Annotated in this window: 16 protein-coding genes; 10 read left to right on the top strand and 6 right to left on the bottom strand. The window is 52.4% G+C overall.

Annotated features, from left to right (window positions below):
* The first annotated feature begins 33 nt into the window (after nt 1-33).
* On the top strand, nt 34-765 hold the full coding sequence (locus tag BARVI_RS09530) for a tyrosine-protein phosphatase (RefSeq protein WP_025279024.1): 732 nt from the start codon (nt 34-36) through the stop codon (nt 763-765).
* A gap of 77 nt (nt 766-842) precedes the next feature.
* Here the strand turns inward: BARVI_RS09530 and BARVI_RS09525 are convergent, their stop codons facing one another.
* Complete coding sequence (locus tag BARVI_RS09525; protein ID WP_051401117.1) at nt 843-3,152, bottom strand: transglycosylase domain-containing protein; 2,310 nt, start codon at nt 3,150-3,152, stop codon at nt 843-845.
* A gap of 417 nt (nt 3,153-3,569) precedes the next feature.
* Here BARVI_RS09525 and pyrB point away from each other — a divergent pair, with 417 nt between their 5' ends.
* From pyrB to BARVI_RS09495, 6 genes are all read left to right on the top strand, one after another.
* A complete protein-coding gene (gene pyrB, locus BARVI_RS09520) occupies nt 3,570-4,484 on the top strand; it encodes an aspartate carbamoyltransferase (RefSeq protein ID WP_025279022.1) in 915 nt (304 codons plus the stop codon).
* A 22-nt stretch (nt 4,485-4,506) separates the two neighbouring features.
* The gene (pyrI, locus tag BARVI_RS09515; protein ID WP_025279021.1) at nt 4,507-4,968 is read left to right on the top strand and encodes an aspartate carbamoyltransferase regulatory subunit; all 462 of its coding nucleotides are present in this window, start codon (nt 4,507-4,509) and stop codon (nt 4,966-4,968) included.
* A 13-nt stretch (nt 4,969-4,981) separates the two neighbouring features.
* Complete coding sequence (locus tag BARVI_RS09510) at nt 4,982-5,551, top strand: flavin reductase family protein (protein WP_025279020.1); 570 nt, start codon at nt 4,982-4,984, stop codon at nt 5,549-5,551.
* Nucleotides 5,552-5,556: 5 nt separating this feature from the next.
* Entirely contained in the window at nt 5,557-6,243 is a 687-nt protein-coding gene (locus BARVI_RS09505) for a porin family protein (RefSeq protein ID WP_025279019.1), read from the top strand.
* Nucleotides 6,244-6,267: 24 nt separating this feature from the next.
* Complete coding sequence (gene glyA / locus BARVI_RS09500; protein ID WP_025279018.1) at nt 6,268-7,548, top strand: serine hydroxymethyltransferase; 1,281 nt, start codon at nt 6,268-6,270, stop codon at nt 7,546-7,548.
* 85 nt (nt 7,549-7,633) lie between these two features.
* Entirely contained in the window at nt 7,634-8,344 is a 711-nt protein-coding gene (locus tag BARVI_RS09495) for an SGNH/GDSL hydrolase family protein (protein WP_025279017.1), read from the top strand.
* Nucleotides 8,345-8,397: 53 nt separating this feature from the next.
* On the opposite strand, the gene BARVI_RS09490 is transcribed toward BARVI_RS09495, so the two are convergent.
* The 5 genes from BARVI_RS09490 to BARVI_RS09470 form a co-directional block, all read right to left on the bottom strand.
* The gene (locus tag BARVI_RS09490) at nt 8,398-10,893 is read right to left on the bottom strand and encodes a carboxypeptidase regulatory-like domain-containing protein (RefSeq protein ID WP_025279016.1); all 2,496 of its coding nucleotides are present in this window, start codon (nt 10,891-10,893) and stop codon (nt 8,398-8,400) included.
* A 3-nt stretch (nt 10,894-10,896) separates the two neighbouring features.
* Entirely contained in the window at nt 10,897-12,348 is a 1,452-nt protein-coding gene (locus BARVI_RS09485) for a carboxypeptidase regulatory-like domain-containing protein (protein WP_025279015.1), read from the bottom strand.
* A gap of 522 nt (nt 12,349-12,870) precedes the next feature.
* Nucleotides 12,871-13,959 (bottom strand): SGNH/GDSL hydrolase family protein, encoded by a 1,089-nt coding sequence (locus BARVI_RS09480; RefSeq protein WP_025279014.1) that lies wholly within the window; start codon nt 13,957-13,959, stop codon nt 12,871-12,873.
* Between the two features lie 29 nt (nt 13,960-13,988).
* Nucleotides 13,989-16,454: a replication restart helicase PriA gene (gene priA / locus BARVI_RS09475; protein ID WP_025279013.1), complete on the bottom strand. Its 2,466-nt coding sequence runs from the start codon at nt 16,452-16,454 to the stop codon at nt 13,989-13,991.
* Between the two features lie 724 nt (nt 16,455-17,178).
* Entirely contained in the window at nt 17,179-17,790 is a 612-nt protein-coding gene (locus tag BARVI_RS09470) for a porin family protein (protein WP_025279012.1), read from the bottom strand.
* A gap of 213 nt (nt 17,791-18,003) precedes the next feature.
* On the opposite strand from BARVI_RS09470, the gene BARVI_RS09465 reads away from it, so the two are divergent.
* The 3 genes from BARVI_RS09465 (at nt 18,004) to BARVI_RS09455 (ending at nt 23,749) form a co-directional block, all read left to right on the top strand.
* Entirely contained in the window at nt 18,004-18,315 is a 312-nt protein-coding gene (locus BARVI_RS09465; protein WP_025279011.1) for a metal-sulfur cluster assembly factor, read from the top strand.
* 12 nt (nt 18,316-18,327) lie between these two features.
* Nucleotides 18,328-19,077 carry a UDP-2,3-diacylglucosamine diphosphatase gene (locus BARVI_RS09460; protein ID WP_025279010.1) on the top strand — a complete coding sequence of 250 codons (750 nt, stop codon included), beginning with the start codon at nt 18,328-18,330 and terminating at the stop codon, nt 19,075-19,077.
* 634 nt (nt 19,078-19,711) lie between these two features.
* Nucleotides 19,712-23,749 (top strand): choice-of-anchor D domain-containing protein, encoded by a 4,038-nt coding sequence (locus BARVI_RS09455; protein WP_025279009.1) that lies wholly within the window; start codon nt 19,712-19,714, stop codon nt 23,747-23,749.
* Nucleotides 23,750-23,908 lie beyond the last annotated feature (159 nt).

Here is a 23,908-nt window from a genome sequence, read left to right as displayed (position 1 = left end):
TGTCGGGTAAATGAAACTTTATTCCGTTTTCATATGTTTAATTTCTTTCATAAGACAACGGCTCCCAAACCCCTATTCCCCTATACAACAGAGGTTCACTGCCACCTGTTACCGGGAATCGACGACGGGGCTCCCGACACCGAACACGCCTTGCCGCTGCTGCGGCAAGTACATGAATGGGGCATCGAAAAGGTGATTGCCACCCCTCACGTGACCGAAGCCACGTTTGAAAACACCCCGCAAACGGTGGGCGATGCCTACGAGCGGCTCACCCGTGAGCCCGAATTTGGAGAAATCGGAATACAACTGAGCTATTCGGCCGAATACCGCATGGACGACAATTTCCTGAACCTGCTGCAACGCAACGAAATCATGCCCATGCCGGGCAACCATATCCTCATCGAGAACTCCTTTCTGCAACCTTTCTGGAATATCAAGGAGCTCATCTTCGACTTGCAACTGAAAGGATACGCGCCTATCCTGGCCCACCCCGAGCGATATGCCTACTATTCCGCGGATAAAAAAATCTATCAGGAGCTGCACGACCACGGGTGTGAATTTCAAGTCAACCTGCTCTCTCTCGCCGGTTACTACAACAAGTCGTCGAGAGAGGCTGCCGAATGGCTGGTTGCAAAACATCTGGTCGACTACCTGGGCAGCGACATGCACAACAGCAACCACGCCCTGTACCTGGGCAAATATTTGACCAGCAAGGACTTTGTCAAACACATCAAGGGAATTCAACTCAAAAACGATACGCTGTAAAGGCGCGAGGTGGTAATAAAAAAACAATTAGGGGCGGAGAAGACTTCGCCCCTAACTGTTTAATAGCCTTTTATCAATCAATCGAATATACCCTCGATGCTCTCCATCGGAGGCGCTTGCACCGGCTCTTCCACATACGAACCACCGCTGCACGGATCGGCATATTCGGCCGGTATTTCAAAATCGCTCGTCTGCGAATAGCCCAACTCGGGATCGGCATAGACCTTCTGCATATAGAGTCCGTAGATGGGCAGGGCCATGCTGGCACCCTGTCCGTCGGCCATGCCGTCGAAGTGTATCGACCGATCCTCGCCGCCTACCCACACGCCCGAAACCAAGTCGGGGGTAAAGCCCATGAACCAACCGTCGGAGTTGTTGTTGGTCGTACCCGTCTTGCCTCCCATGGGAGCCGTGATACCGTAGCGATAGCGCACACGGCCGCCGGTTCCGTGGTCGATTACGTCACGCAACATGGGTAAGATGCGGTAGTAGGCCTGCTCGCTGAACACCTCGGTCATCGAAGGGGAGAACTCAGAGATGACATTGCCCAAGTTGTCTTCTATGCGTGTGACATAGAGGGGGTCGACCCGCACCCCTTTGTTCGAGAATGCCGTGTAGGCCGTCACCATCTCCTCGACCGATACATCGACCGGTCCCAGACAGAGCGAGACCACCTCGTCGATTTTATTCTTGATTCCAAACGAGTGCATGAGCCGGGCCAGCGACGAGGGCGAGAGTTTATCCATCAACCGGGCCGAAATCCAGTTGTTCGAGTTGGCCAACCCCCAGCGCAACGTCACCATCTCGCCTACCCTCGCCTTTGACGAGTTGCGGGGCGACCAGGCCTGCCCGGTCTCGGTGATGAGCGTGGGCTGCTCGTTCAGGAACATATCGCAGGGGGTGAAACCCTCTTCCATGGCCAGGGTGTAGAGGAAGGGCTTCACGGTCGACCCGATTTGCCGACGTCCCACCGACACCATGTTGTATTGGAAATGTTCAAAATCGGGGCCGCCCACATAGGCCTTTACATGCCCGGTATGGGGGTCCATCGACATGAAGCCCGTGCGCAGGAACGACTTCTGATAGCGAATCGAATCCATGGGCGACATAATCGTGTCGATCATGCCGTCGTAGGAGAATACCTGCATCTCGACCGGAGTCTGGAAGGCCTGCTTGATTTTCTCCTCGCTCACGCCCGACTGTTTCATCGAGCGATAGCGGTCGGACTGTTTCATGGCCCGGTCGAGAATGGCCTCCCGCTCCTCCTTGGTAATGCTGCGGGAGAAGGGAGCGTAGCTGCGACCCTTCTTCTCGGCAAAGAAGCGGGGTTGCAGGTAGTGACCCAAGTGCTCCTCGACAGCCTCCTCGGCATAGCGCTGCATGCGCGAGTCGATGGTGGTATAGATTTTGAGTCCGTCGGTATAGATGTTGTATTTCGAGCCGTCGGCCTTGCGATTCTTCTCGCACCAGCCATACAGCGGATTGGTGGCCCAGGCGATGGAGTCGTCGACAAACTGTTGCGCTTCCCAGCCGCGATAGTCCGACCGCACGGGTTTCTTGGCGGTCATCATCAACCGCAGCTGCTCTCTGAAATAGGGAGCCAACCCCTCCTTGTGGTCAACTCGCGTGTAGTGCAGTTCCAGCGGCAGAGCCTGCAACGAGTCGCGTTCGGCCTTGGTAATGTATTTAGCCTTATACATCTGGTCCAGCACCGTGTTGCGACGGCCGCGGGTACGCTCGTTGAAACGGCGCGGATTGTAATACGAGGGGTTCTTGCACATGCCCACCAGCGTGGCGGCCTCCTCGATTTTCAATTTGTCGGGGGTGGTGTGAAAATAGATGTAGGCGGCCGACTGGATACCCACCGCATTGTTGAGGAAATCGAAATGGTTGAGATACATGTTCACAATCTCTTCCTTGGTGTAGAACCGTTCGAGCTGCACGGCAATGACCCACTCCTGCGGCTTCTGGAAAAGACGCTCCACGATATTGTCGGCACTGGGCGAATAGAGCAACTTGGCCAGCTGCTGGGTGATGGTACTGCCGCCGCCGGCACTCTTCTGGAAGAGAAGGCCCCGCTTGATGAAGGCCCTGAACAGCGCCTTTACATCGATACCCGAGTGATCCTTGAAACGAATATCCTCGGTGGCGATAAGGGCATTGACCAGGTAGGGCGATATTTCGTCGTAGTGCACATACACCCGATTGCTCTTGCTCTGGTAGAAACGGCCCAATACCTCCATGTCGGACGAATAGATTTCCGAGGCAAACTTGTCCTTGGGATTCTCCATATCCTCGATGGGCGGCATATAGCCAATCCACCCCCAGGCAATCATGGCAAAGGCAATCACCGCCAATACCACCAGGGCACCGAAGGCAATCCACATATATTTAATCACGCGAGAGGTATCTCCGAACGCTTTTTTAATCCTATCCACTTTCATTACTTTCCTGTTCTCTGCGGCGTTTCAGGCATCGGGGACATGCCCGGTAAATCCTTTAAAGCCAATTCGCAAAGCAAAGGTAGCAAATATATTTCATTCGCCTGCATATTGCAGATTTATAAAGAATATTTTTTATGGCTAAACACTTTGGCTTTCGCCCTTTTTTTACTATCTTTGCTTAACCAAATGAAGTGGCGGGAAGATACATATAATCCATTATTGCAAAGGCATTTCCACGAGATGCCCGAGCGCATGTTCCCGTCCACACCAACCGAATAGCAAGCCAGCGTGACAGTCATTGTCGTGTTGGCTTTTTCGTTGACAACCGCATTTGTAACCTATAAACAAATCATACCGACGATGAAACGTGAGAGTTTAGTATCTATTACCGATTTTTCAAAAGAAGAAATTCTGGACCTGCTCCAAAAAGCAAGCCGATTCGAGGCCAACCCCAATCAGAGACTACTGGAAGGCAAAGTGGTGGCCACGCTCTTTTTCGAGCCCTCCACCCGCACGCGGCTCAGTTTTGAGACGGCTGTCAACCGGCTGGGAGGGAGAGTAATCGGATTTTCCGACGCCAGCACTACCAGCTCGTCGAAGGGCGAGACCTTGAAAGACACCATCATGATGGTGAGCAACTATGTCGACCTGATTATCATGCGCCACCACCTCGAAGGGGCGGCCCGCTACGCCTCCGAAATCTCGTCGGTACCCGTCATCAACGCCGGCGACGGTGCCAACCAGCACCCGTCGCAGACGATGCTCGACCTCTACTCGATCTACAAGACACAAGGCACGCTCTCGAACCTGAACATCACGATGGTGGGCGACCTGAAATATGGCCGCACGGTCCACTCGCTGCTCATGGCCATGTCGCATTTCAACCCCACCTTCCACTTCGTCGCCCCCGACGAGTTGAAGATGCCCATCGAATACAAAATCTTCTGCGAGCAACACCACATACCCTACTACGAGCACACCGAGTTTTCCGAGGAGGTCATCAACCAGGCCGATATTCTGTACATGACCCGCGTGCAACGCGAGCGGTTCACCGACCTCATGGAGTATGAAAAGGTAAAGAACGTCTACACCTTGCGCAACAGCATGCTCGAACACAGCAAGGAGAACCTGCGGGTGCTGCACCCCCTGCCCCGTGTCAACGAAATTTCCTACGACGTCGACAGCAACCCCAAGGCCTACTATTTCCAACAGGCCAAAAACGGACTGTATGCCCGGCAGGCCATCATCTGCAAAGTATTAGGAATCGAAGTTTAACCCCCTCACCATTTTGAAAATCATGAACGTCGAAAAGAAAGAATTAAAAGTAGCAGCCCTCGAAAACGGAACGGTGATCGACCACATTCCCTCGAACCAGCTTTTCAAGGTGGTCTCTATCCTGGGTCTCGAAAACTGTCCCAACAGCATAACCATCGGCAACAATCTGGTCAGCAAGAAAATAGGCCGGAAGGGTATCATCAAGGTGGCCGACTGCTTCTTCAAGGAAGAGGAACTGAACAAGATTGCCCTGGTGGCTCCCGAAGCCCAGATCAATATTATTCACGACTACCAGGTGACCGAGAAATACAAGGTATCGCTCCCCGACGTAGTGCATGGTATCATTCGCTGCAACAACCCCAAGTGCATCACCAACAACGAGCCGATGGAGACCATCTTCCACGTGACCGACAAGGTGAACATTCAGGTCAAGTGCCACTACTGCGAGCGCTCGGTATCGAAAGACGAAATAGAAATCTGCTAACCCCAGCCCCGATATGAAACAGAACTGGAAACCCGGGACCACCATCTACCCGCTGCCCGCCGTACTGGTGAGTTGCGGCAGCACCCCCGATGAGTACAACCTGCTCACCGTCAGCTGGGTGGGAACGATATGCACCAATCCGCCCATGTGCTACGTCTCGATACGTCCCGAGCGATACTCCTACGAGATTCTGCGCAAGAACATGGAGTTTGTCATCAACCTCACTACGGTCGGCATGGCTCGTGCCACCGACTGGTGCGGCGTCAACTCGGGAAAGAACTACAACAAGTTCGAGCAGACGGGGCTCACCCCCCGCAAAGCCCAAATCGTACAGGCACCCTACGTCGAAGAGTCGCCCCTCTGCATCGAGTGCAAGGCCCGCGAGATTGTCCGCCTGGGGTCGCACGACATGTTTATCGCCGACGTGGTCAACCTGCTGGCCGACGACAAGTACATCGACCCCGCCACCGGTGCCTTCGACATGCAGAAGGCCAACCTACTGGTCTACTCGCACGGACACTACTACGAAATGGGGCGCGAGATAGGGAAATTCGGCTGGTCGGTTCAAAAGAAAAACAAGTAACGCGCATGAAGAGACTGGTCCCGGCTATCTGCATCGCCCTGTCGTTTGCCCTCGCCACGCAAGCCCAAGTCAAGGAACTGAACGTGAGCAAGCGGTTCAACTGGGGTATCAGACTCGGCGTGAATGCTCCGCTGGTCGACATACGTCACATGTCGCTCGACGGCACCCCTGTCGACGAGTCCGACTCAGAGTCAAGTTTGGGACTCACAGGTTCCTTCATTGGCCGGTACAACATCAAGCGCCACTACATACAGTTGGAGGTAGGCATGCACCAGTCGCACACGCGGCTCTACAACCCCGACCACGGGCTGGACAAGATCAACACCTCGGCCTACGCCGTCGATGTTCCCGTGCTCTACGGCTACAACATCACCAAGCACGGGCCTTTCCTGATGAACCTCTTTGCCGGGCCCCGCGTCTCCTACATCTGCAACGAGACCAGCCGCATCAACACCTCGGGCAACGTGTCGCGCAACCTGGTCTACAACGACAAGCCCAACAGCTTCTCGTTCTATGCCGTGGGCGGATTGAGCACCACCATCGGACACCTCTACATCGACTTCCGGTATGCCTACTGCATACGCAACTCGAAAGACCAGTCGTTCAACATCGGGCTCGACAACACCACGGGACAGGTAAAACTCTCCCGAGCCATCAACGAGTTGAGCATCTCAATAGGATATTTATGGTAAAAATACTTTAATACACAACAACACATGAAAAGAGACAACATCATTTTCGACATTATCGAAAAAGAGAATCAACGACAACGTAAGGGTATCGAATTGATTGCCTCTGAAAACTTTGTCAGCGAACAAGTGATGCAAGCCATGGGCTCCTGCCTCACCAACAAGTATGCCGAGGGTTATCCCGGCAAACGCTACTACGGCGGTTGCGAGGTGGTAGACCAGAGCGAACAGGTGGCCATCGACCGCGTCAAGAAACTGTTCAACGCCGAGTGGGCCAACGTTCAACCGCACTCGGGGGCCCAGGCCAACATGGCCGTATTCATGGCCGTGCTCAACCCGGGCGACAAGTTCCTGGGACTGAACCTCTCGCACGGCGGTCACCTCTCGCACGGGAGCCCCGTCAACTTCTCGGGCCTGATGTTCCACCCGCTCGAATACAGCGTGCGCGAAGATACCGGCTACGTCGACTACGACATGATGGAAGAGGTGGCTCTGCGCGAGCGCCCCAAACTCATCATCGGTGGTGCCTCGGCCTACTCCCGCGAATGGGACTATGCCCGCATGCGTAAGATTGCCGACGAAATCGGCGCCCTCCTGATGATCGACATGGCCCACCCCGCCGGCCTCATCGCCGCCGGTCTGCTCGACAACCCGCTCAAATATGCCCACATCGTCACCTCGACCACCCACAAAACCCTGCGCGGTCCCCGCGGCGGCATCATCTTGATGGGCAAAGACTTTGATAACCCCTGGGGCAAAAAGACGCCCAAAGGCGAAATCAAGAAGATGTCGGCCCTGCTCGACTCGGCCGTATTCCCCGGCGTACAAGGCGGCCCGCTCGAACACGTGATTGCCGCCAAAGCCGTATCGTTCGGCGAGGCCCTGCAACCCGAGTACATCGACTACCAGACTCAGGTGAAGAAGAATGCCGCCGTCATGGCCCAAGCCTTCATGGACAAAGGCTACAAGATTATCTCCAACGGTACCGACAACCACTGCATGCTCATCGACCTGCGCACGAAGTTCCCCGAACTCACCGGCAAGGTGGCCGAGAAAGCTCTGGTACAGGCCGACATCACGGTCAACAAAAACATGGTACCGTTCGACAGCCGTTCGCCCTTCCAGACCTCGGGTATCCGCGTAGGTACACCGGCCATCACGACCCGCGGCGCCAAAGAGGATATGATGCTCGAGATTGTCGAACTCATCGACACCGTGCTCTCCAACCCCGAAAGCGAATCGGTTATCAAGGCCGTGCGCGAGAAGGTCAACGGCATGATGAAGGACTATCCCATCTTCGCCTATTAAATCGACACGCACCATTAGAAGTTCATTCACACAAGTACACTCCCCATCGCGGGGGTGTACTTTTCATTTACAAGACAAAATACCCATGAAAACAAGTGCCAAGTTTTTCGTATCGGCCCTGCTGCTGGCCGGAGCCTTCGTGCCCGAATGTGCAGCCCAGGACTGGCCCAACCTGAACTGCTACCGCGAAGCCAACGCCACCCTCATGGAGGCTCGCCAGAGCGACCCCGACGACGCCCGCATCGATTGGGTGGTCTTTATGGGCGACTCGGGAACGCAGGGGTGGACCGAGAAGGATCCCGAATTTTTCACCTCCAACCACTTCATCGGCCGGGGTATCAACGGGCAGACCACCCCGCAGATGCTGCTGCGGTTCCGCCAAGATGTAATCGACCTCTCGCCCAAGGCGGTGGTGATTCTGGGCGGCGCCAACGACGTGGCCGGCAACACCGGGCCGTCGAGCCTAAAAATGATTATGGACAATATCAAGTCGATGGTAGAGCTGGCTCGGGCCAACGGCATCAAAGTGGTGCTCTGCTCGGTGCTCCCCTCCAACCACTTCTACTGGATACCCGAACTTAAACCGGCCGACACCCTCATCGAACTGAACCGGCAGATCAAGGCCTATGCCGATGCCAACCACATTCCCTATGCCGACTATCACTCGGCACTGGTCGACGACCAGAAGGGTCTGAACGAAGCCTACCGCATCGACACGGCCCACCCCTCGCTCGAAGGCTACAAGCTCATTGAGCCACTGGTTCTCCAAGCCATCAAAGAGGCTTTGGCTCAATAACAACAGCCCGCCAGAAAAGAGAAAGGAGGTGTCCCCATTCAGGGGACACCTCCTTATATTTTTACACCCCGGGACAACCGTCCCGGTAGCGGTTCTCTCCATCGTACAATCGCCAGTTTGGTATGACCTACCAGGCGGTTATCCTCATCGTAAGCCATAACCACATATACACCGGCATCGAGGTTCGAGACATCGAGTGTCGACTCACAGGACGACTCCAACACGCGAACTCCGTTTATCGACGAAACCACGAGACGGGCATAATCGCCCTCTACATGCACAACCGTCCGAGCCGGATTGGGATAAATCGCAAGATTACCTGCGGCCTGTACCGATTCGATTTCCGATTCACCACCGAACTTGATGGTTACCATCTCCGATTCACCCGAGTTGTACACGGCTTTGACACCGGCCTCGTGCTCACCTTCCGAAAGATTCTCGAACAGATAGCTGTTGGCCGTGGTCGTAGCCACCTTCGCTCCGTCGAGATAAACCTCATATTCGACATCGGGAGCAGCGGCTACACCACGCTCACTCCGAGTGTTGGCCTTCATGCGAGGCAGACTGCCGATATAGATATCGTCGATCATCAACACAAAACCCTCATACGTCGACACGTTGCGAATGGCAATGTGCTTGGCCGTAGCCGGAATCGTATAGGAATACTCGGTCCACTGCGAGGGGGGACCTACCTGTTCGGCCAACCACACAAAGTCGGTCGGTTCGGGATCTACCTCTTCGGTATATCCTACGCTGAAATAGTCGGGATAGTTAGCTGCGGCCATGTAAGAGCGAGCAAAGAAGCTCAGGCTGAAATCATGTGCATAATTCAGTTCGGGCGACAAAATCCAGTCGTTGTTTTGCGCATCGGCGGCAAAGCTGGCCAGGTATTTGGATCCGCTGTGTGCTTGCAGCGATTCCAGACTGGCCACCGACGGCGTTGTAGCCGAAGGATTGAATACGATAAATGCCATTTCACCGCCCATGCCCGGGAAATCGGCACCTTGGAATCCATAGGTCTCCTGCCGGTCAAGGTCCCAATAACTCCAACCTATCTCACCCGAAGCCTCCAACTCGAAGTCGTCGTACGACTCAAAGTCATCGAAGAGTGTGCCCGAGGTGTTCCAGGTAAACAGAACCGAGGTAGGTTCGTCGGTCGACTCAACCGTCAGGTTGAAGGGGGGCACGATAATCTCTTTCAATTCATAGGTCGGGGTCTCGTATTGATTTTCGGTCGAGAAATCGCCGCTAAACGAAAGCGGTTCATATCCGGCCAGCGAAATGGTACCCTCATAGCGGTCTTTGAATACCTCTTCGAATACAGCCTGTCCTTCGACCGAAACAGTAGCCGTAGCCGTCTTTCCGAACTGGGTACCCCGTATGCTCACCGTAGCCCCCTCGGCACTGCCGTTCTTGCTGTTGGTAATTACCGGGACAACGATACGGGTAGTCATGTTGTAGGTGAGGAAAGGAGAGGCAACCCGCTCCGACTCCGTACCGTCGGGGTACACCGTGCTGACGGCATAACCATACACACCACCGTCGAGGCTGCTCAAATTGTCGGTAAAGGTGGTATCCGACACAGCCTCGGTATTCAACAGAGTCCACGAATCCTCATCGGTCTCCTGACCCAGTTTATAGCGCCATACCTTGTAGGTGCAGAAATCGGGGAAGCTGCCCTGCTCGTGAGCATAGTAGCTTCCGTCGTTATCGGCCAGGCGATATCCTTCGGCCCGAATCATCAGCTTCTTTCTGTAATCGCTGTCCTCGATATAATCGAAATCGCCACTGGTATAATCGCCACTGAACACATGGGTGTGTTCGGCAAAGGGATAAACCAAATCGCTGCCACTGTCCAGACCGATACCCAGGTAGCCGTAGTAGCCCAAGGCTACGAGACAGCCGTTGGGAGCATTCACCGGTTCGTCGAATGTGCAAGACGACCATTGCTCATCGGTCGTGGTGGTGAGGTCGACACTCTTCAAGAGTTTATTGGTCGGCTCGCCGTTCTCGTCCAAATCGAAGACGAACACATTGACGGCATAGTGCGGCCCGCCGGCCGAAGTGAGGAACCATTTCACCGAAGTGAGTTGCATGGGCTCGCGATAGATGGTACCGATTACCGTGTTTTGTACGGCATTATTTATACCCAGGTTGGCCGACAGCTTGCCGTCGTCCTTGCGCAACTCCGATTTCACATCGGCCGTCTGCCAGCTCACCTTGGCCCCGTCGGTTCCCTCGGCAACGACACGCACAGCCGAAGGAGCATATACCAGGTAATCGACCTTGATGTCGCCCAGCGTCACAGCATCGGCTGCAACCATCACCTCTTGTTCGAGCGATTTGTACCACTCTTTGGTGAGGGTCAAGCTATACGGATTGGCCGACGAGAGCACCAGGTTCCAACCGAAGGTACCGTCGGCAGCCGTTTGTGCGGTGTACTCGTGCTCACCCTCTTTGAGGAGAACCGTCACATCGGCAAGCGGTTGATTGTCGGCCGATACAACACGGCCCGATACGGGATAGGCGTTGAGCTCCTCGATGGTCACATCTTAGGTAACGGCCTGACCGTTCACGACATGGACCGGTACCTCTTTCTCAAAATAGCCGTCCTTAAAGACATTCATGACATATTCGCCGTCGCGCACATAGCGGAAGGTATAGGAACCATCGGCATCGCTCATGACCGTCGTGCGTTGACCTTCGAGCGAAAGAGCGACACCCTCTACCGGATTACCGTCCACATCGGTCACCCGTCCGGAAATTTCGGTACCCAGGCAGTACATCGCCAGGGTTACCGCACCCTTTTCGCCATAAGCGGCATTGCCGTAATTGGTAAAGTCGAACGGCGTGTAATCACTGGCATAATAATAAGTCCCACCGCCATCGGTAACCTGGTAGTAAGGGAAGTACACTTGATTGTAATATCCCTCGGGCATGGCGTGGGTCGTGAGGATAGCCAGATTCTTGCCTTGGGCAAACTCAAACTTCTGCGACAGGTCGATGGTAATTTCGGTCTGTCCCTGCGGCAAGGTAACGGTGCCGTCATAGACCAGCGTCATCTCCGACTCGGGAATCCACCCCGTCTGCGAGTTGGCCGTAGTCAAGTCGGTATTGGCCATGTATATCTTGACAGGCGTATCGGTCACGTCGTAGGTATGCGAATTTCTTACCGTAAACGTAAAGGACTCGATTAGGCCGCCGTCCCTACCAATCTCCTGAGCCGTGTAGATATTGAGGGCCGCACTGTTCTTGTTATAGAAATTGAACAGATAGTTCTTATTGAATTTCGAGTCGTCGACCGTTCCCAGTTCCAGAATATCGGTCGAACCCAACGGCAGGACCTCGATGGAAAGGGGCTCGGAGAGGTTGTCATTGGCCACCTCGTCACCGGTGCAAACCACCTCGGCAACCAGCAATTTCACCGACTGGTCGGCAGGTGTCCAATCGAGAGTCAACTCTTTCCCGGCTCCGCTCTCCAAGGTCTCCTGAATGCGCTGACTGGCCAGAACCGTACCGGTAGCCTCGTCTTTAAGATTCACCGTATAGTCCGAGATAGCCTGGCTACTCTTGTTGATTACCGATACTTGATAGGTATAGGTCGATCCGACAACCGGCTTGCGGGGGCCCGACAGCGAAAGCATGCGCATATTCACCGCCGAGAGTTGCTCGATAGCCACGTCGGTCAAATAGAAGAACGAGCTGTTACCTTCGGAGTAGAGATGGAACCCGATGTTGTACAGGCCCGATTGCTCTACCGACAGCACATAGCTTTGTTCCGTATAGGAGTAAAGAGGAGCCACCGTTCCCTTGAACAGGTCGTGAGTCATGTCGGCCGGTGTCAAGCCCTGACCGTAGCTCACCTGGAAGTTGTTGTTCCGGCTACCTCTGATCTTGAACGAGAACTTGTACTCTTTGCCGGCCTCGAAATAGAAATCGTTCGAGATGAGCCAATCGTCGGCAGCCACAGGCGGATTGTCGATTATCCCGCCATTGTACTGCATGTAGCCCGAGACCTATGTCCAGATGCGGCCGTTGTTGTCGGCATCGACTATACATAAATATCAATTCATTATGTTAAGGTTTATCTGTTTTGAAGAAGATTGGTAAATTCAAAATTCAAATCGCACATTACATTTTTTCATTACGACATACTAACACTATATTTGATTACATTTTTCCAGCAAAAGTATTAAAATACAAAAATTGTGCAAGCCCTCATGACACAAAAGTGTCCTATTTATATATTTTACACATTGATAAATTTATTCTCATCTGTTAAATAATAGCCTGATTGATTATTGTACTCATATTCGGGCTGGTTTCTACGATACGGCTTTGCATAAATCCATAAACAACATATTAATCATCAACCTATCAAACGTATCAATATACATAACAGGGGAACCCAGATTGCTCACAAATTCATGCCAATCTTCCGACTTAGACCCTATCTACCAAACAGCCCGGGCGAATATCGTCCGGGCTGCACTTTATCACAATACATTTCACTGGGTCACAAGCGACTATTCAATGCCATACTTTTTCAATATCTCCATCAGTTGCGGCCCATACTGTTTGGCCATACGCTCAAAACCCACATCGTTGGGGTGAACGCCGTCGAGCGACCCCTCATGGTCGGTACCAATAGCCTGTTGGTCACGAATCAAATACAAATCGGGAACACCCTGCTTTTTCAACAGCTCATACTGCTCGATAAAGGCCTGGCTCTGCCGCCGACAACGGTCATAAACCTGTTGGTCGCTGTACCCTTTTTCACGCATATAGCTCTCGATCATGATAATGGGAACTCCCGGGTGATACTTCCGCAAGGTATTTACAAAATAGGGGGTACGCTCGGTAATTTCTTCGGGCGAGGGGTTGGGCATACAGTCGAGGACAAAGGCATCGGCCTCGATGTCTTTCAACATATCGGCTACCGAAGCCTCCATCTTACCATTGCCGCTTACCCCGTAGTTGATAAAGTTAATATCCGTACTTCTCGACAACCGGGCCGGATAGGTCAACCCCGACCGCGATGCACAAGCACCGTGCAAGATACTAGACCCATACACCAGTACCGTGTGACGGAAGGGCGAGGGTATTGCCTCGATGGTAGCCGCCGAATCAACGCCTATCTCCAACGAAAGAAGTTCTTCAAATAACGGCAAATACAACATAAACTGATGCTCCTCAGGCTTTACATGCTGAGCAATGCGACATTCCAAATGCATTTTTCCAGCAATCGGAGTTCCCACTCCTGCCGGTATCCATTGCCCGTCAGTGTATATATACAAATCAAGCCCTCGCTGGGCAATGGGTGTCATGTTTCCCATCACTCCCTTATTGCGGGTAACCCAACGAGCTGTCACATTCGTGCTATTGGTTTTAAAACAAACTGCCAATCCAGCCGAATAGGTAAACAACCGTTTGACAGCTCCGGGCATATTACCATACTTCACCGTATCGACCCGATGATACACATTTGCAGGTGTAGGCATCACCTTGCCCACCAGCGTCAGATGCTGCGCATCGACATACTTCAATTCTTCATTCGCCGGCCACGCCATAACCGGAATCAAAAACAATGCGATGAATAAAATCTTACGTTTCATGGTATACTTTTAATTATTAAATAAATCAATTACAACGGATCGACGTCGTAGTAGAGCAACAACGACTTGAAACGGTCGTCGACCAACATATTTTCATAAACCTGACGTAAAATCTCCTTCACCCGCGACATCGAAGCGGCAAGCTCCATCTTCAACATCACCTTGCGGATATAGAGCGACTGTATGCGGGCCACCGGCGGATTGTCGGGCCCCAGCACCCGAGCCCCGAACACCTCGCGCAGGGCCGTGGTATAACGCACGGCCAACTCCTGCAACAGGGTTTCGTCGCGGTGTTTCAGATAAACATAGATCAAACGGGTATAGGGGGGATAGGAAAAGGCTTTCCGCTCGGCCAACTGACGGTTGTACATGCCCTCGTAGTCGTGGGCCATCACCTGCTGAATCAAGGGTGAAGAAGGGTCGGAGGTCTGCAACACAACCACTCCGTTCCGGTTCTTGCGCCCGGCCCGACCCGAGACCTGTTCCATCATCTGGAAGGCCCGCTCGTGGGCCCGGAAGTCGGGGAAATTCATCATCTGGTCGGCACTCAATATCCCCACCACGCTCACGTGGTCGAAATCCAACCCTTTGGTAATCATCTGCGTACCGATGAGTATCTTGTTCTTGCCCTTGGAGAAGTCGTCGATAATCTGTTCATAGGCATTGCGCGAACGGGTGGTATCGAGGTCCATGCGCGACACGGGAACCCCGGGAAAGAGGCGGGCAATATCCTCCTCGATACGCTCGGTGCCGAACCCCATCACCCCGATGGTTGGCTGCCCGCAGGCGGGACACACCTTGGGAATCTCGTAGGTATAACCGCAGTAATGGCACGTGAGCTGGTTGTACCGCTTATGATAGGTGAGGCTTACGTCGCAGTGCTCGCACTTGGGCACCCAGGCACACTGCTTGCACTCGACCATGGGGGCAAACCCCCGGCGGTTCTGGAACAGAATGACCTGCTCGCCCTCCTGCAAAGCCGTCTGCATGCGGTTGATCAGTTCGGGGGTAAAGTTCCCCTGCATGCGGTTTTTCCTGCGCATCTCCTTCACATCGACCGGGATAATCTGGGGCAACTCCACGTCGTTGAACCGGTGCTTCAACTCCACCAGGCCATACTTGCCCTGCCGGGCGTTGAAATAGGTCTCGATAGCCGGTGTGGCGGTACCCAACAAGGTTTTGGCCCCGTGCATCGAGGCCAGCACGATAGCGGCATTGCGGGCATGATAGCGGGGAGCCGGGTCATACTGCTTGTAGGAGGTCTCGTGCTCCTCGTCGACAATCACCAGCCCCAGGTCGGCAAAGGGGAGGAAAATCGACGAACGCACTCCCAGCACAAGCCGGGGCGAACGGTCATTGAGCAGGGTATTCCAGATTTCCACCCGCTCGTTGTCGGAGAACTTGGAGTGGTAGATGACCAACTTGTCGCCGAACATCTTGCGCAGGCGGTTGGTCAACTGCGTGGTCAAGGCAATCTCGGGCACCAGGTAGAGCACCTGCCGTCCCCCGTCCAGCACCCGTTGAATGAGGTGGGCATAAATCTCGGTCTTGCCGCTCGACGTCACACCGTGCAGCAGTGTGACGGCATGCTCCTTGAACGAATCGAGTATCTGTCGGTAGGCCGTCTGCTGCAACTCGCTCAGGGGGGCAATCTCGCCCACGGGCAAAGTGGCCGTATCGAAGCGGCTTATCTCTTTCTTATAGGTCTCGAACAATCCCTTCTCGACCATTGCTCCCAGCACGGCCGACGACACGCCCGACCGATCGAGCAGACTCTTGCGGGAGACCTCGCACAACTTACCCAGCTGCATAAAGTGCGACAGGTCGAGAAACGACAGGAGCATCACCTCTTGTTTCTTGGCCTGTTTCACCCGCTCGAAAGCGTGGCGCAAGGCCGCCTCGTCGCCGGGGGCGAAAGTGAGGCGAACATAAGTCTCGGTCTTGGGACGATAGTGTGCCTTAATCTGTTCCGACACGAACACCGCCTCGCGCTCCAACAGGAGCCGCAAGGTGGGCAACAGGTTGTGCATGCCGCTCTCCTTCTCGAGCTCCTGCACGGTCATGCGCGGCTTCTTGCTCAGAGCCGCCAGCAGCATCCATTCGCGCTCTTTCAACCGGTCGTCGTCGGGCTCTTCAAACTCGGTATTGAGCGTAACGGTCGTTTCGCTTTCGAGTTTCAGCCCCGAAGGCAAAGCCGCCTTGTAGACATCGCCCACCGAGCAGAGGTAATAATCGGCAATCCACTCCCAAAACTGCAACTGCGGGCGCCGCAATACCGGCCGCTCATCGAGCAGCGAGAGAATCTCCTTCACCTCGTAGCCCTGAGGGGTGACGTCGTGCAGGCGCACCACAATGGCCGTGTAGTATTTCTTGCGTCCGAAAGGCACCACCACGCGACTGCCCGGCGATAACGGCTGTTGCCAGTCGGCAGGAATCCGATAGGTAAAATATTTGTAAAGCGGTAGCGGTAATACGACGTCGGCAAATCTATTCATATCAAACAGGTTCATCTTCCGGCAAAGGGGAAGTCCTTCGCCGATACAAGTACAGGGGAGCAACAGTCGGTCACGGCACACACCGTTTCCCCCTCTCTCCCTCTATGCAAAGATAGTGAAAGTCGAAGGCAGAAAAACAAACTTGTTTGAGTTTTATGCTAAGACGCATCCTATCTTATACAAAGATAGCGAAAAAGGCGAGAGTAGAGACAAACGGAAACGCAGTTTTCAGGTTTGACAGAGCCGAATCCTATATTCCCTATTAGGAGAGGTGGATCTATGTATTTGCTGGACCCCGCGTCGTAGCGCGGGGTGACACGGAGTCATACCGCACCCCGATGCGGTATCCAGCTACAAGCTGAAATAGGGACAGTGGCAAACGAAAACGGAGTTTTCAGGTTTGACAGAGCCGAATCCTATCTTCTCTATGAGAAAGGTGGTTCTACGTTTTTGCCGGACCCCGCGTCGTAGCGCGGGGTGACACGGAGTCATACCGCACCCCGATGCGGTATCCAGCTACAAGCTGAAATAGGGACAGTGGCAAACGAAAACGGAGTTTTCAGGTTTGACAAAGCCAAGCCGCCACTCCTTCAAAAAGGCCCTCATCTTTTATTTATTATTAAAGACGGGTTCACACAAAATCCATACCCATCGCCCGCAGGAAAAAGAATCGGGGTCGGGAGCTGTTGCTCCCGACCCCGTTATGATGACTCAAATATTTTCCTTAGAACAGATAGGCTGCCGTCACGGTCCAAGCCCGGCTCTTACCGTTCAATACCGAGTTAAGAGCAGAGTTTTCACCCTCCATCGTCTTGCCCAATCCCCAGCCATACTGACCGGCAATCTGCAAGTGGTTGAAGAGTTCAAGTCCAACACCTACATTGATAGCGGTCTCAAAACTCTTTGCTTTATATTGTTCGGCAAAGTTGTCGCCCACGCGGAATGCGAAGCTGGGACCGGCATAGATAAACGGAGCCATGACCGACCCTACGACCGGTAACGAGAATTTATACTTCAGGTTGATAGGTATCTCTACATAATCGGTATGTTGGTCTTGTGACGTACCGGTGGTCAAATCTTTCAACGTAGAGCCTTTGCGGGAGTACATCACACTGGCATCGACACCCACCCCGATAACGGGAACCATAAACTCGGCCATCAAACCGCCGGTGAAGCTCGTGATGTTGCTCGATTTGAAATTATCAGCAGGATCTCCACCCAACGACAGAGAAGAGATGTTCACACCCACTTTGGGACCGAACTTGAATTGCGCATTGGCCGGAATCGCCAAAAACAGCGTAGCGACAAGGGCTACACAAAAAATAGTCTTTTTCATAAATCTCTTTTTATTTATAGTTTTCAATCAACCGGGAGCTATAAATTATAACCCATTACCCGACTGCTGTTTGCACAAAGATAAGATAAAATATATTAAAATCACAAAATCGGTCAAGAAATCAACAAGAAATACAAAAATTCATCGGCTCTTATCGACTATCGGGAAAAATGATGTATCTTCGACCAACCAAAAAAAACAAGACTCTTGCTTATGGACCAGAAACCCACTATCGAAGAAGAAATCGTCAAGATGCTGAAAACCGTCTACGACCCCGAAATTCCGGTCAACATATACGATCTCGGACTCGTCTATAATGTAGAGGTAAACGACGGTGCGGTGAAGATAGAGATGACCCTCACCGCCCCCAACTGCCCGGCGGCCGACTTCATCATCGAGGACGTGCGCATGAAAATCGAAAGCATCGAAAACGTGAAGAGCGTCGATATACAACTCATCTTTGAACCCGAATGGGACAAGGACATGATGAGCGAAGAGGCCAAACTCGAACTCGGACTTCTATAACCCCTATTGCCTATGCCCGGGACTAAGACTTACTTTGCATCTGATTTCCATCTGGGAGCGCGATACATCGAAAACCCGCTGGACTACGAACGTCGCATCGTGCGCTGGCTCGACAGCATCAAGGCCGATGCCGGCACCCTCTACCTGCTGGGCGACATACTCGACTACTGGTATGAATACCGCTACGTCGTGCCCCGGGGCTTTACCCGCTTCTTCGGCAAGCTGGCCGAGCTGAGCGACAGCGGTGTCGACATTCACTGGTTCATCGGCAACCACGACATCTGGATTTTCGACTACCTCCCCCACGAGTTGGGCATTACGCTGCACGACGGCACCCTCATTACCGAGATAGGCGGCAAGCGATTCTTCCTCTCCCACGGTGACAATGTGGGCCGTCGGGATTTCTCGTTCCGCCTGCTCCGCGGCATCTTCCGCAACCGGTTCTGCCAACGGCTCTATGCAGCCATACACCCGCGGTGGACAGTGGCATTTGCCCTGCGGTGGTCGGCTCACAGCCGGAAAAGCGGCGACGACTATGCCCAATATCTGGGCGAAAAGAACGAGCATCTGGTGTGCTTTGCCAAGGAGTACCGCAAGGAGCAACCCATCGATTGCTTCATCTTCGGCCACCGGCACATCTTGCTCGACCTGGCCTTGCCCCAGCAAAGCCGCATCATCATTTTGGGCGACTGGCTCAAAAATCCCTCTTACGCCGTCATGGAAGAAACAGGACTGAATGTGTTTGATTATATTGAAGAATAAACGGCAAAAAGAGATTAAAAGTTCATTTTAATGTTTTTTACACTTTCAAAGCAAGTTCAGGCAGGACTATCCAATCGGCTATCATGCAACAGATTACAAGCAGTATGGTCAAAAAATAATTGTAAAAGTATATTATATAACATATTTTTTTGTTTGCTTATCTGCAAAAAAAAGTTGTCCTTTGTGTCAATAACCTAAAACAATCTTTTTTACCTTAAAAAATTAATACCTATTGAAAACCTATAAAGAAAGAGCTTTTGCGAAAAAGCTCTTTTTTTATGCCCTAACCATTCCCCTGAAAAAATTATGGAACAAGAGAGTATGTCCTACTCTTTTCAAAGGCCATTGCCCTCTCTTCAACAATAAGACACCCCCGAAACCAAACACAGTCCCGGCCAACAATTAGTCTTCTCTGCAAAAGGTCATAAAACCACACCCAAAACAGATATTTTTTATCATATGAGAATAAAACGCTACACTTTGATAAAAATACATAGGTTTTAATATCATTTTTTCAATCACATTTTTATATTTGCGAAATATTAAGGCAAAACATTATTATTTTACATAATTCTTCATTAATAACTGTTAAGTATAAAAAAAATCTTATCTACTCACTTGCATTGGTGTGGCGATGAGTCTGCTGGGATTTTCTCCAACTGCTCACGCTCAAACCTATCCGTATTTCTGTGGATTTGAAGATGATGCCGAGAATGCCCAGTGGACACTTGTCAATGGCAATTGTGCCAACCAATGGTACATCGGCACTGCTGCCAAACATGAAGGCGAAAAGGGATTGTACATCACCAACGACGGTGGAGCAACCACGGGTTATGACACTTATTCAAACTCCACGGTGTATGCCTACCGCACGTTCGAAATCACCGAAGCGGGTGCTTACTCGTTCTCTTTCGACTGCTATGTGCAGGGTGAGATTGATGCTTGGTTTGGTGGTGCCGCAGATTATGCACACGCCTATTTGATTCCGGGCGATGAAACCCCTCAGGCCGATAGTCAGAGTTATTGGCTGATGATTCCAGAATCTTATGTCTCGCTGACAGAAGACCTGGTCGGACAAACCGGCTGGGAGACCAAAACAGGTTTCCAAAACCTGGATCCAGGCACCTATAAGCTGGCATTCTTATGGTATAATAATGGTAACCTGTCTGGCAGTGATAAGGGTGCAATGATTGATAATGTGAAGATAGAAAAGTTGGCCAATGAGCCCAACGTTTCGGTCGCTACATCACTGGAATTCCCGCTCACAGAGGTAGGAGCCAGCGCAACAGCTACGCTGACCGTCACGAACACGGGAGGCGGGGATCTGAATATTTCAGGAATCACCTTTTCAAATCCGGATTTCGAGTTGGCCGATGCCGTTGAATTCCCTGATGTTATCGCGTCAGTTGGTGGAGAAAAGAGCTATAAAATCAAGTTCACACCCAGTTCAGAAGGAGAGATTACCGGGACCATGACCATACAGAGCAATGCCCCTGAAACGGTCGTATCCCTGTCCGGTACCGGTTTCACGCACATCGAGATTACCGACGAGGCTCCTCTCTTTGAAGATTTCAACAACCTTGACGAGAGTCAACCCAACATGGGATTGACCCCCTGGACGTTGAAGGCAGGTTATGCTACCGGATCCTGGGCTACCCAATGGCTGGTCGGTACTGATAGTTTTTACGCCTGCGATGGCACAGCGCTGAAAGCCGAGACCTACCCGACGACCTCATACTACGAGTCCTTCGACGCCTCGACCAACCTGCCGGCGGAATGGGTAGTTGCCCGAAGCAGTGGGCAGACCAACTATTCGATTGCCGGCGAAGCAGGTATCGATGGTTCGAATGCTGTTTCCGCTACACATAATTCGTACTATGCATCGCTCGATACCCTCTACTCACCGGTAGTCTCGGGGAAAGTAACTTTCGATTTCAGAAAGCAGTATCTATCTTCCAAAATGGAAGCTTACGTGGTTGCGGCCGATGGCAGCAAGACTGCAATAGATGTCGAGACCAATGCTACCGACTGGATACCGGTTGTAGTGGACAACGTGCCCGAAGGTTCGCGCATTGCATTCCTGATGCAAAACACTTACCTCGACAATTTCCTGGCGTTTGGAATCCATCACATTAACAAGGGTGTGCAAATCGTGAACAGTTCGCTCAAACCGGGCAACGGTGCGTCGCTGTATGCCGGTGATGATAGAGCCGAAGACAACGAGTTGCAATTTACAATCAAGAACATCGGTATCCAACCCGTCGAAGCCGGCTCCTATAACTTCACTACCCGGTTGGTCGACGAAAACGGAGCTCTCCCCGAAGGGGTATCGTATAAGATCTATCTCGACAGTGACGAGGGGGCTACACTTTGCGAAGACAACGTCATACCTGGTCCGGCACTTGATGTGAACGAAGAGAAGACCCTCAGCGGATACCTGCATATCGATAGCGAAGCGCTCTTGGAGAATCTGACTTTCCATGTAACCGCAAATGATGTAGAGAATACGCATTTTACCCAAATGCAGACCGGAAACGACCTTACCCTGCTTCCCAATAAAGGCGAAGCCTCGTTGGGCAATGTGGAGTTTGGGATCGTCAACAAGTCTACCACAATCGACTATACCATCGAGAACAGCAGTGAAAATGGGGCTCTGACTGTTTCGGGCATCACCGCTCCCGAGGGATCGGCCTTCACGGTGAATGCCGCATTCCCCCTGGTTATCCCCAACGGCGAATCGAGCACGATTCAGATTACCTTCGCTGCCGAACCGGGAGTCCATACGGCTACCTTGACCGTAAATCATGACGGTATAGGCGACACCGAGATTTCGGTTTCGGGTACCATGCTGTCACCCACAGCCTTGCTCGAATCGTTTGAGGGGCAGACTGTTCCGCCGCTCTTGTGGAAAGTCATGCAAAACAAGTGGAGCCGAAGCACCATTTCGCCGTATGACGGACAGGCCTGCATAGCCGTTACCAGTGCTACTCCCGACACAATCGCGACCCCGTTGCTTCACCTGGCAGCCGGCGACTCCATCGCCTTCGCGGTGAAATCATCAAGTTCTTCGAGTTATAAGACCGAGGTGCTCTACTCGGCCGACGGTCAGAAGTGGACTTCATTGGAAACGATCTCTACCTATAACAGTAGCTCGTGGGGCAGTTGGGCACAGAAGGCTGTCTATATGCCCAAAGATTTCGTCGAGGGTGACTACTATCTGGCATTTGCCTGCCAGAGAACCTACCTCGATAGGGTGTACGGTCCGCAAGTCGTTTACCAAGACCACAATATCTACATCGATGGCTTCGAAGGCGAAACCACGGGTATGGTCAACTATACGCAAGACTTTACAATCGACCTCATCTGTCTGAGCTCCGAGGGTGAAACCTCCGACAGCTACACCATCGACCTGATGAACGACGATGAAAAGATAGGCACCTTTGATGTAGAGGATATGACCCTGAATGAATCCAAGAGCTATACCTGTTCATGGACTCCTCACGCTGCCGGCGAAGCTCACGTCTATGCGTTGATCTCCTCCAATGGGACAGTCAGCTCGACCGATACGATTACGGTCGACGTTGCCGAAGAGACTTTCATCACGAACCTCTTGATAGGCAACTTGTCTACCCCGACCTCTACGTCGTCCAATCGCCACACCGTATTCGAGACCCTCTACACGCCCGAGCATCTCGAAGGGCTGAATGCCGGTGCCGTGATCGGAAGCATAAGACTCCCCTATATCACCAACTCTGCTTACTATACTTTCGTCAAAGGATTTAAAGTGAACGTGTGGATAGGGAACACCGAAAAGAGCGAACTCACGACCGACAAGTTATCCGCAGCCGATATTGAAGGGCTCACCCACATTGGTGTCGATATGAGTTTCGAAGCTGGCGGCACACAAGAGAGCCCCTTGTATTTCGAGATGACTCCCGAGGCACCCATTACCTATGATGGAGGCAACCTTAGTCTCATCGTTTCGGTCGATTCTATCTACAGCGGTTGGAGAGATGCAGCTCAATTCTTCCTGTCGGAAGGCACAACCAATTCAATGAAATATTGTGCCTTCGACGCTCAGGTAGCCGGTTATGAAGCTGCATGGGCCGAAAGTTACACGCCTCAGCTGAGAGCAAACATCATGACGGTCGAACTGGATCTGATTGCCGAGGCTCCCGTTGTGTACGGTATCGTAACCCAGGCCGACAGCCAGGAGCCTATCGAAGGTGCCACGGTAACAATGCAATCGGGCTCAGTCATCTACACGGCCACGACCGATGCCTCCGGAGCTTACAGCATCGAGGTACTGCAACCGGGTAAAGAATATACGATGAGCGTAACCAAGGACCAATATACCGCTGTCGAAGGGGTAACCCTCGTGGTAGAAAGTGGCGATAATATCGAGCAGAACTTTGCTCTGAGCATTGCGTCCGGTATCGACCACACGATTGAAGCTGCCACGAAGATATTTACCGACCGCTCGGGCAATATCCGCATCGAAGCCGGCAGCCCCATCAATCTGGTAAAAGTCTACTCGATGAGCGGTAGCCTCTGCATCAGTGAAAGTCCGGCTACCGAATCGGCCATCGTCAATGCCGGTGGTCTGAAAGGCGTTTACGTAGTCGAGGTACAAACCTCAGGCAGCGTGAAACGAGCCAAAATAAGACTCTAAGAGTGCTTTATCATATCAACTATCGGCGGGGGGAGTTACGACTCCTCCCGCTTTTTGTTTCAACATACCGAAATTTTACTTATCCTTGGAGAGAAAGGGATACAGCTCAGTATAGCCACCCGTGAAAACTCCCGTTTTCGTTTGCCTCTGGCCCCATTT

Source organism: Barnesiella viscericola DSM 18177 (assembly GCF_000512915.1).
GTDB classification, from domain to species: domain Bacteria; phylum Bacteroidota; class Bacteroidia; order Bacteroidales; family Barnesiellaceae; genus Barnesiella; species Barnesiella viscericola.
This window is presented reverse-complemented; position numbering and strand designations above follow the sequence as displayed.

Coding starts and splice junctions, on each gene's coding strand:
- BARVI_RS09530 (WP_025279024.1), top strand. CDS start 34: ATGTTTAATTTCTTTCATAAGACAACGGCTCCCAAACCCCTATTCCCC.
- BARVI_RS09525 (WP_051401117.1), bottom strand. CDS start 3,152: ATGTGGATTGCCTTCGGTGCCCTGGTGGTATTGGCGGTGATTGCCTTT.
- pyrB (WP_025279022.1), top strand. CDS start 3,570: ATGAAACGTGAGAGTTTAGTATCTATTACCGATTTTTCAAAAGAAGAA.
- pyrI (WP_025279021.1), top strand. CDS start 4,507: ATGAACGTCGAAAAGAAAGAATTAAAAGTAGCAGCCCTCGAAAACGGA.
- BARVI_RS09510 (WP_025279020.1), top strand. CDS start 4,982: ATGAAACAGAACTGGAAACCCGGGACCACCATCTACCCGCTGCCCGCC.
- BARVI_RS09505 (WP_025279019.1), top strand. CDS start 5,557: ATGAAGAGACTGGTCCCGGCTATCTGCATCGCCCTGTCGTTTGCCCTC.
- glyA (WP_025279018.1), top strand. CDS start 6,268: ATGAAAAGAGACAACATCATTTTCGACATTATCGAAAAAGAGAATCAA.
- BARVI_RS09495 (WP_025279017.1), top strand. CDS start 7,634: ATGAAAACAAGTGCCAAGTTTTTCGTATCGGCCCTGCTGCTGGCCGGA.
- BARVI_RS09485 (WP_025279015.1), bottom strand. CDS start 12,348: ATGCAGTACAATGGCGGGATAATCGACAATCCGCCTGTGGCTGCCGAC.
- BARVI_RS09480 (WP_025279014.1), bottom strand. CDS start 13,959: ATGAAACGTAAGATTTTATTCATCGCATTGTTTTTGATTCCGGTTATG.
- priA (WP_025279013.1), bottom strand. CDS start 16,454: ATGAATAGATTTGCCGACGTCGTATTACCGCTACCGCTTTACAAATAT.
- BARVI_RS09470 (WP_025279012.1), bottom strand. CDS start 17,790: ATGAAAAAGACTATTTTTTGTGTAGCCCTTGTCGCTACGCTGTTTTTG.
- BARVI_RS09465 (WP_025279011.1), top strand. CDS start 18,004: ATGGACCAGAAACCCACTATCGAAGAAGAAATCGTCAAGATGCTGAAA.
- BARVI_RS09460 (WP_025279010.1), top strand. CDS start 18,328: ATGCCCGGGACTAAGACTTACTTTGCATCTGATTTCCATCTGGGAGCG.
- BARVI_RS09455 (WP_025279009.1), top strand. CDS start 19,712: ATGAGTCTGCTGGGATTTTCTCCAACTGCTCACGCTCAAACCTATCCG.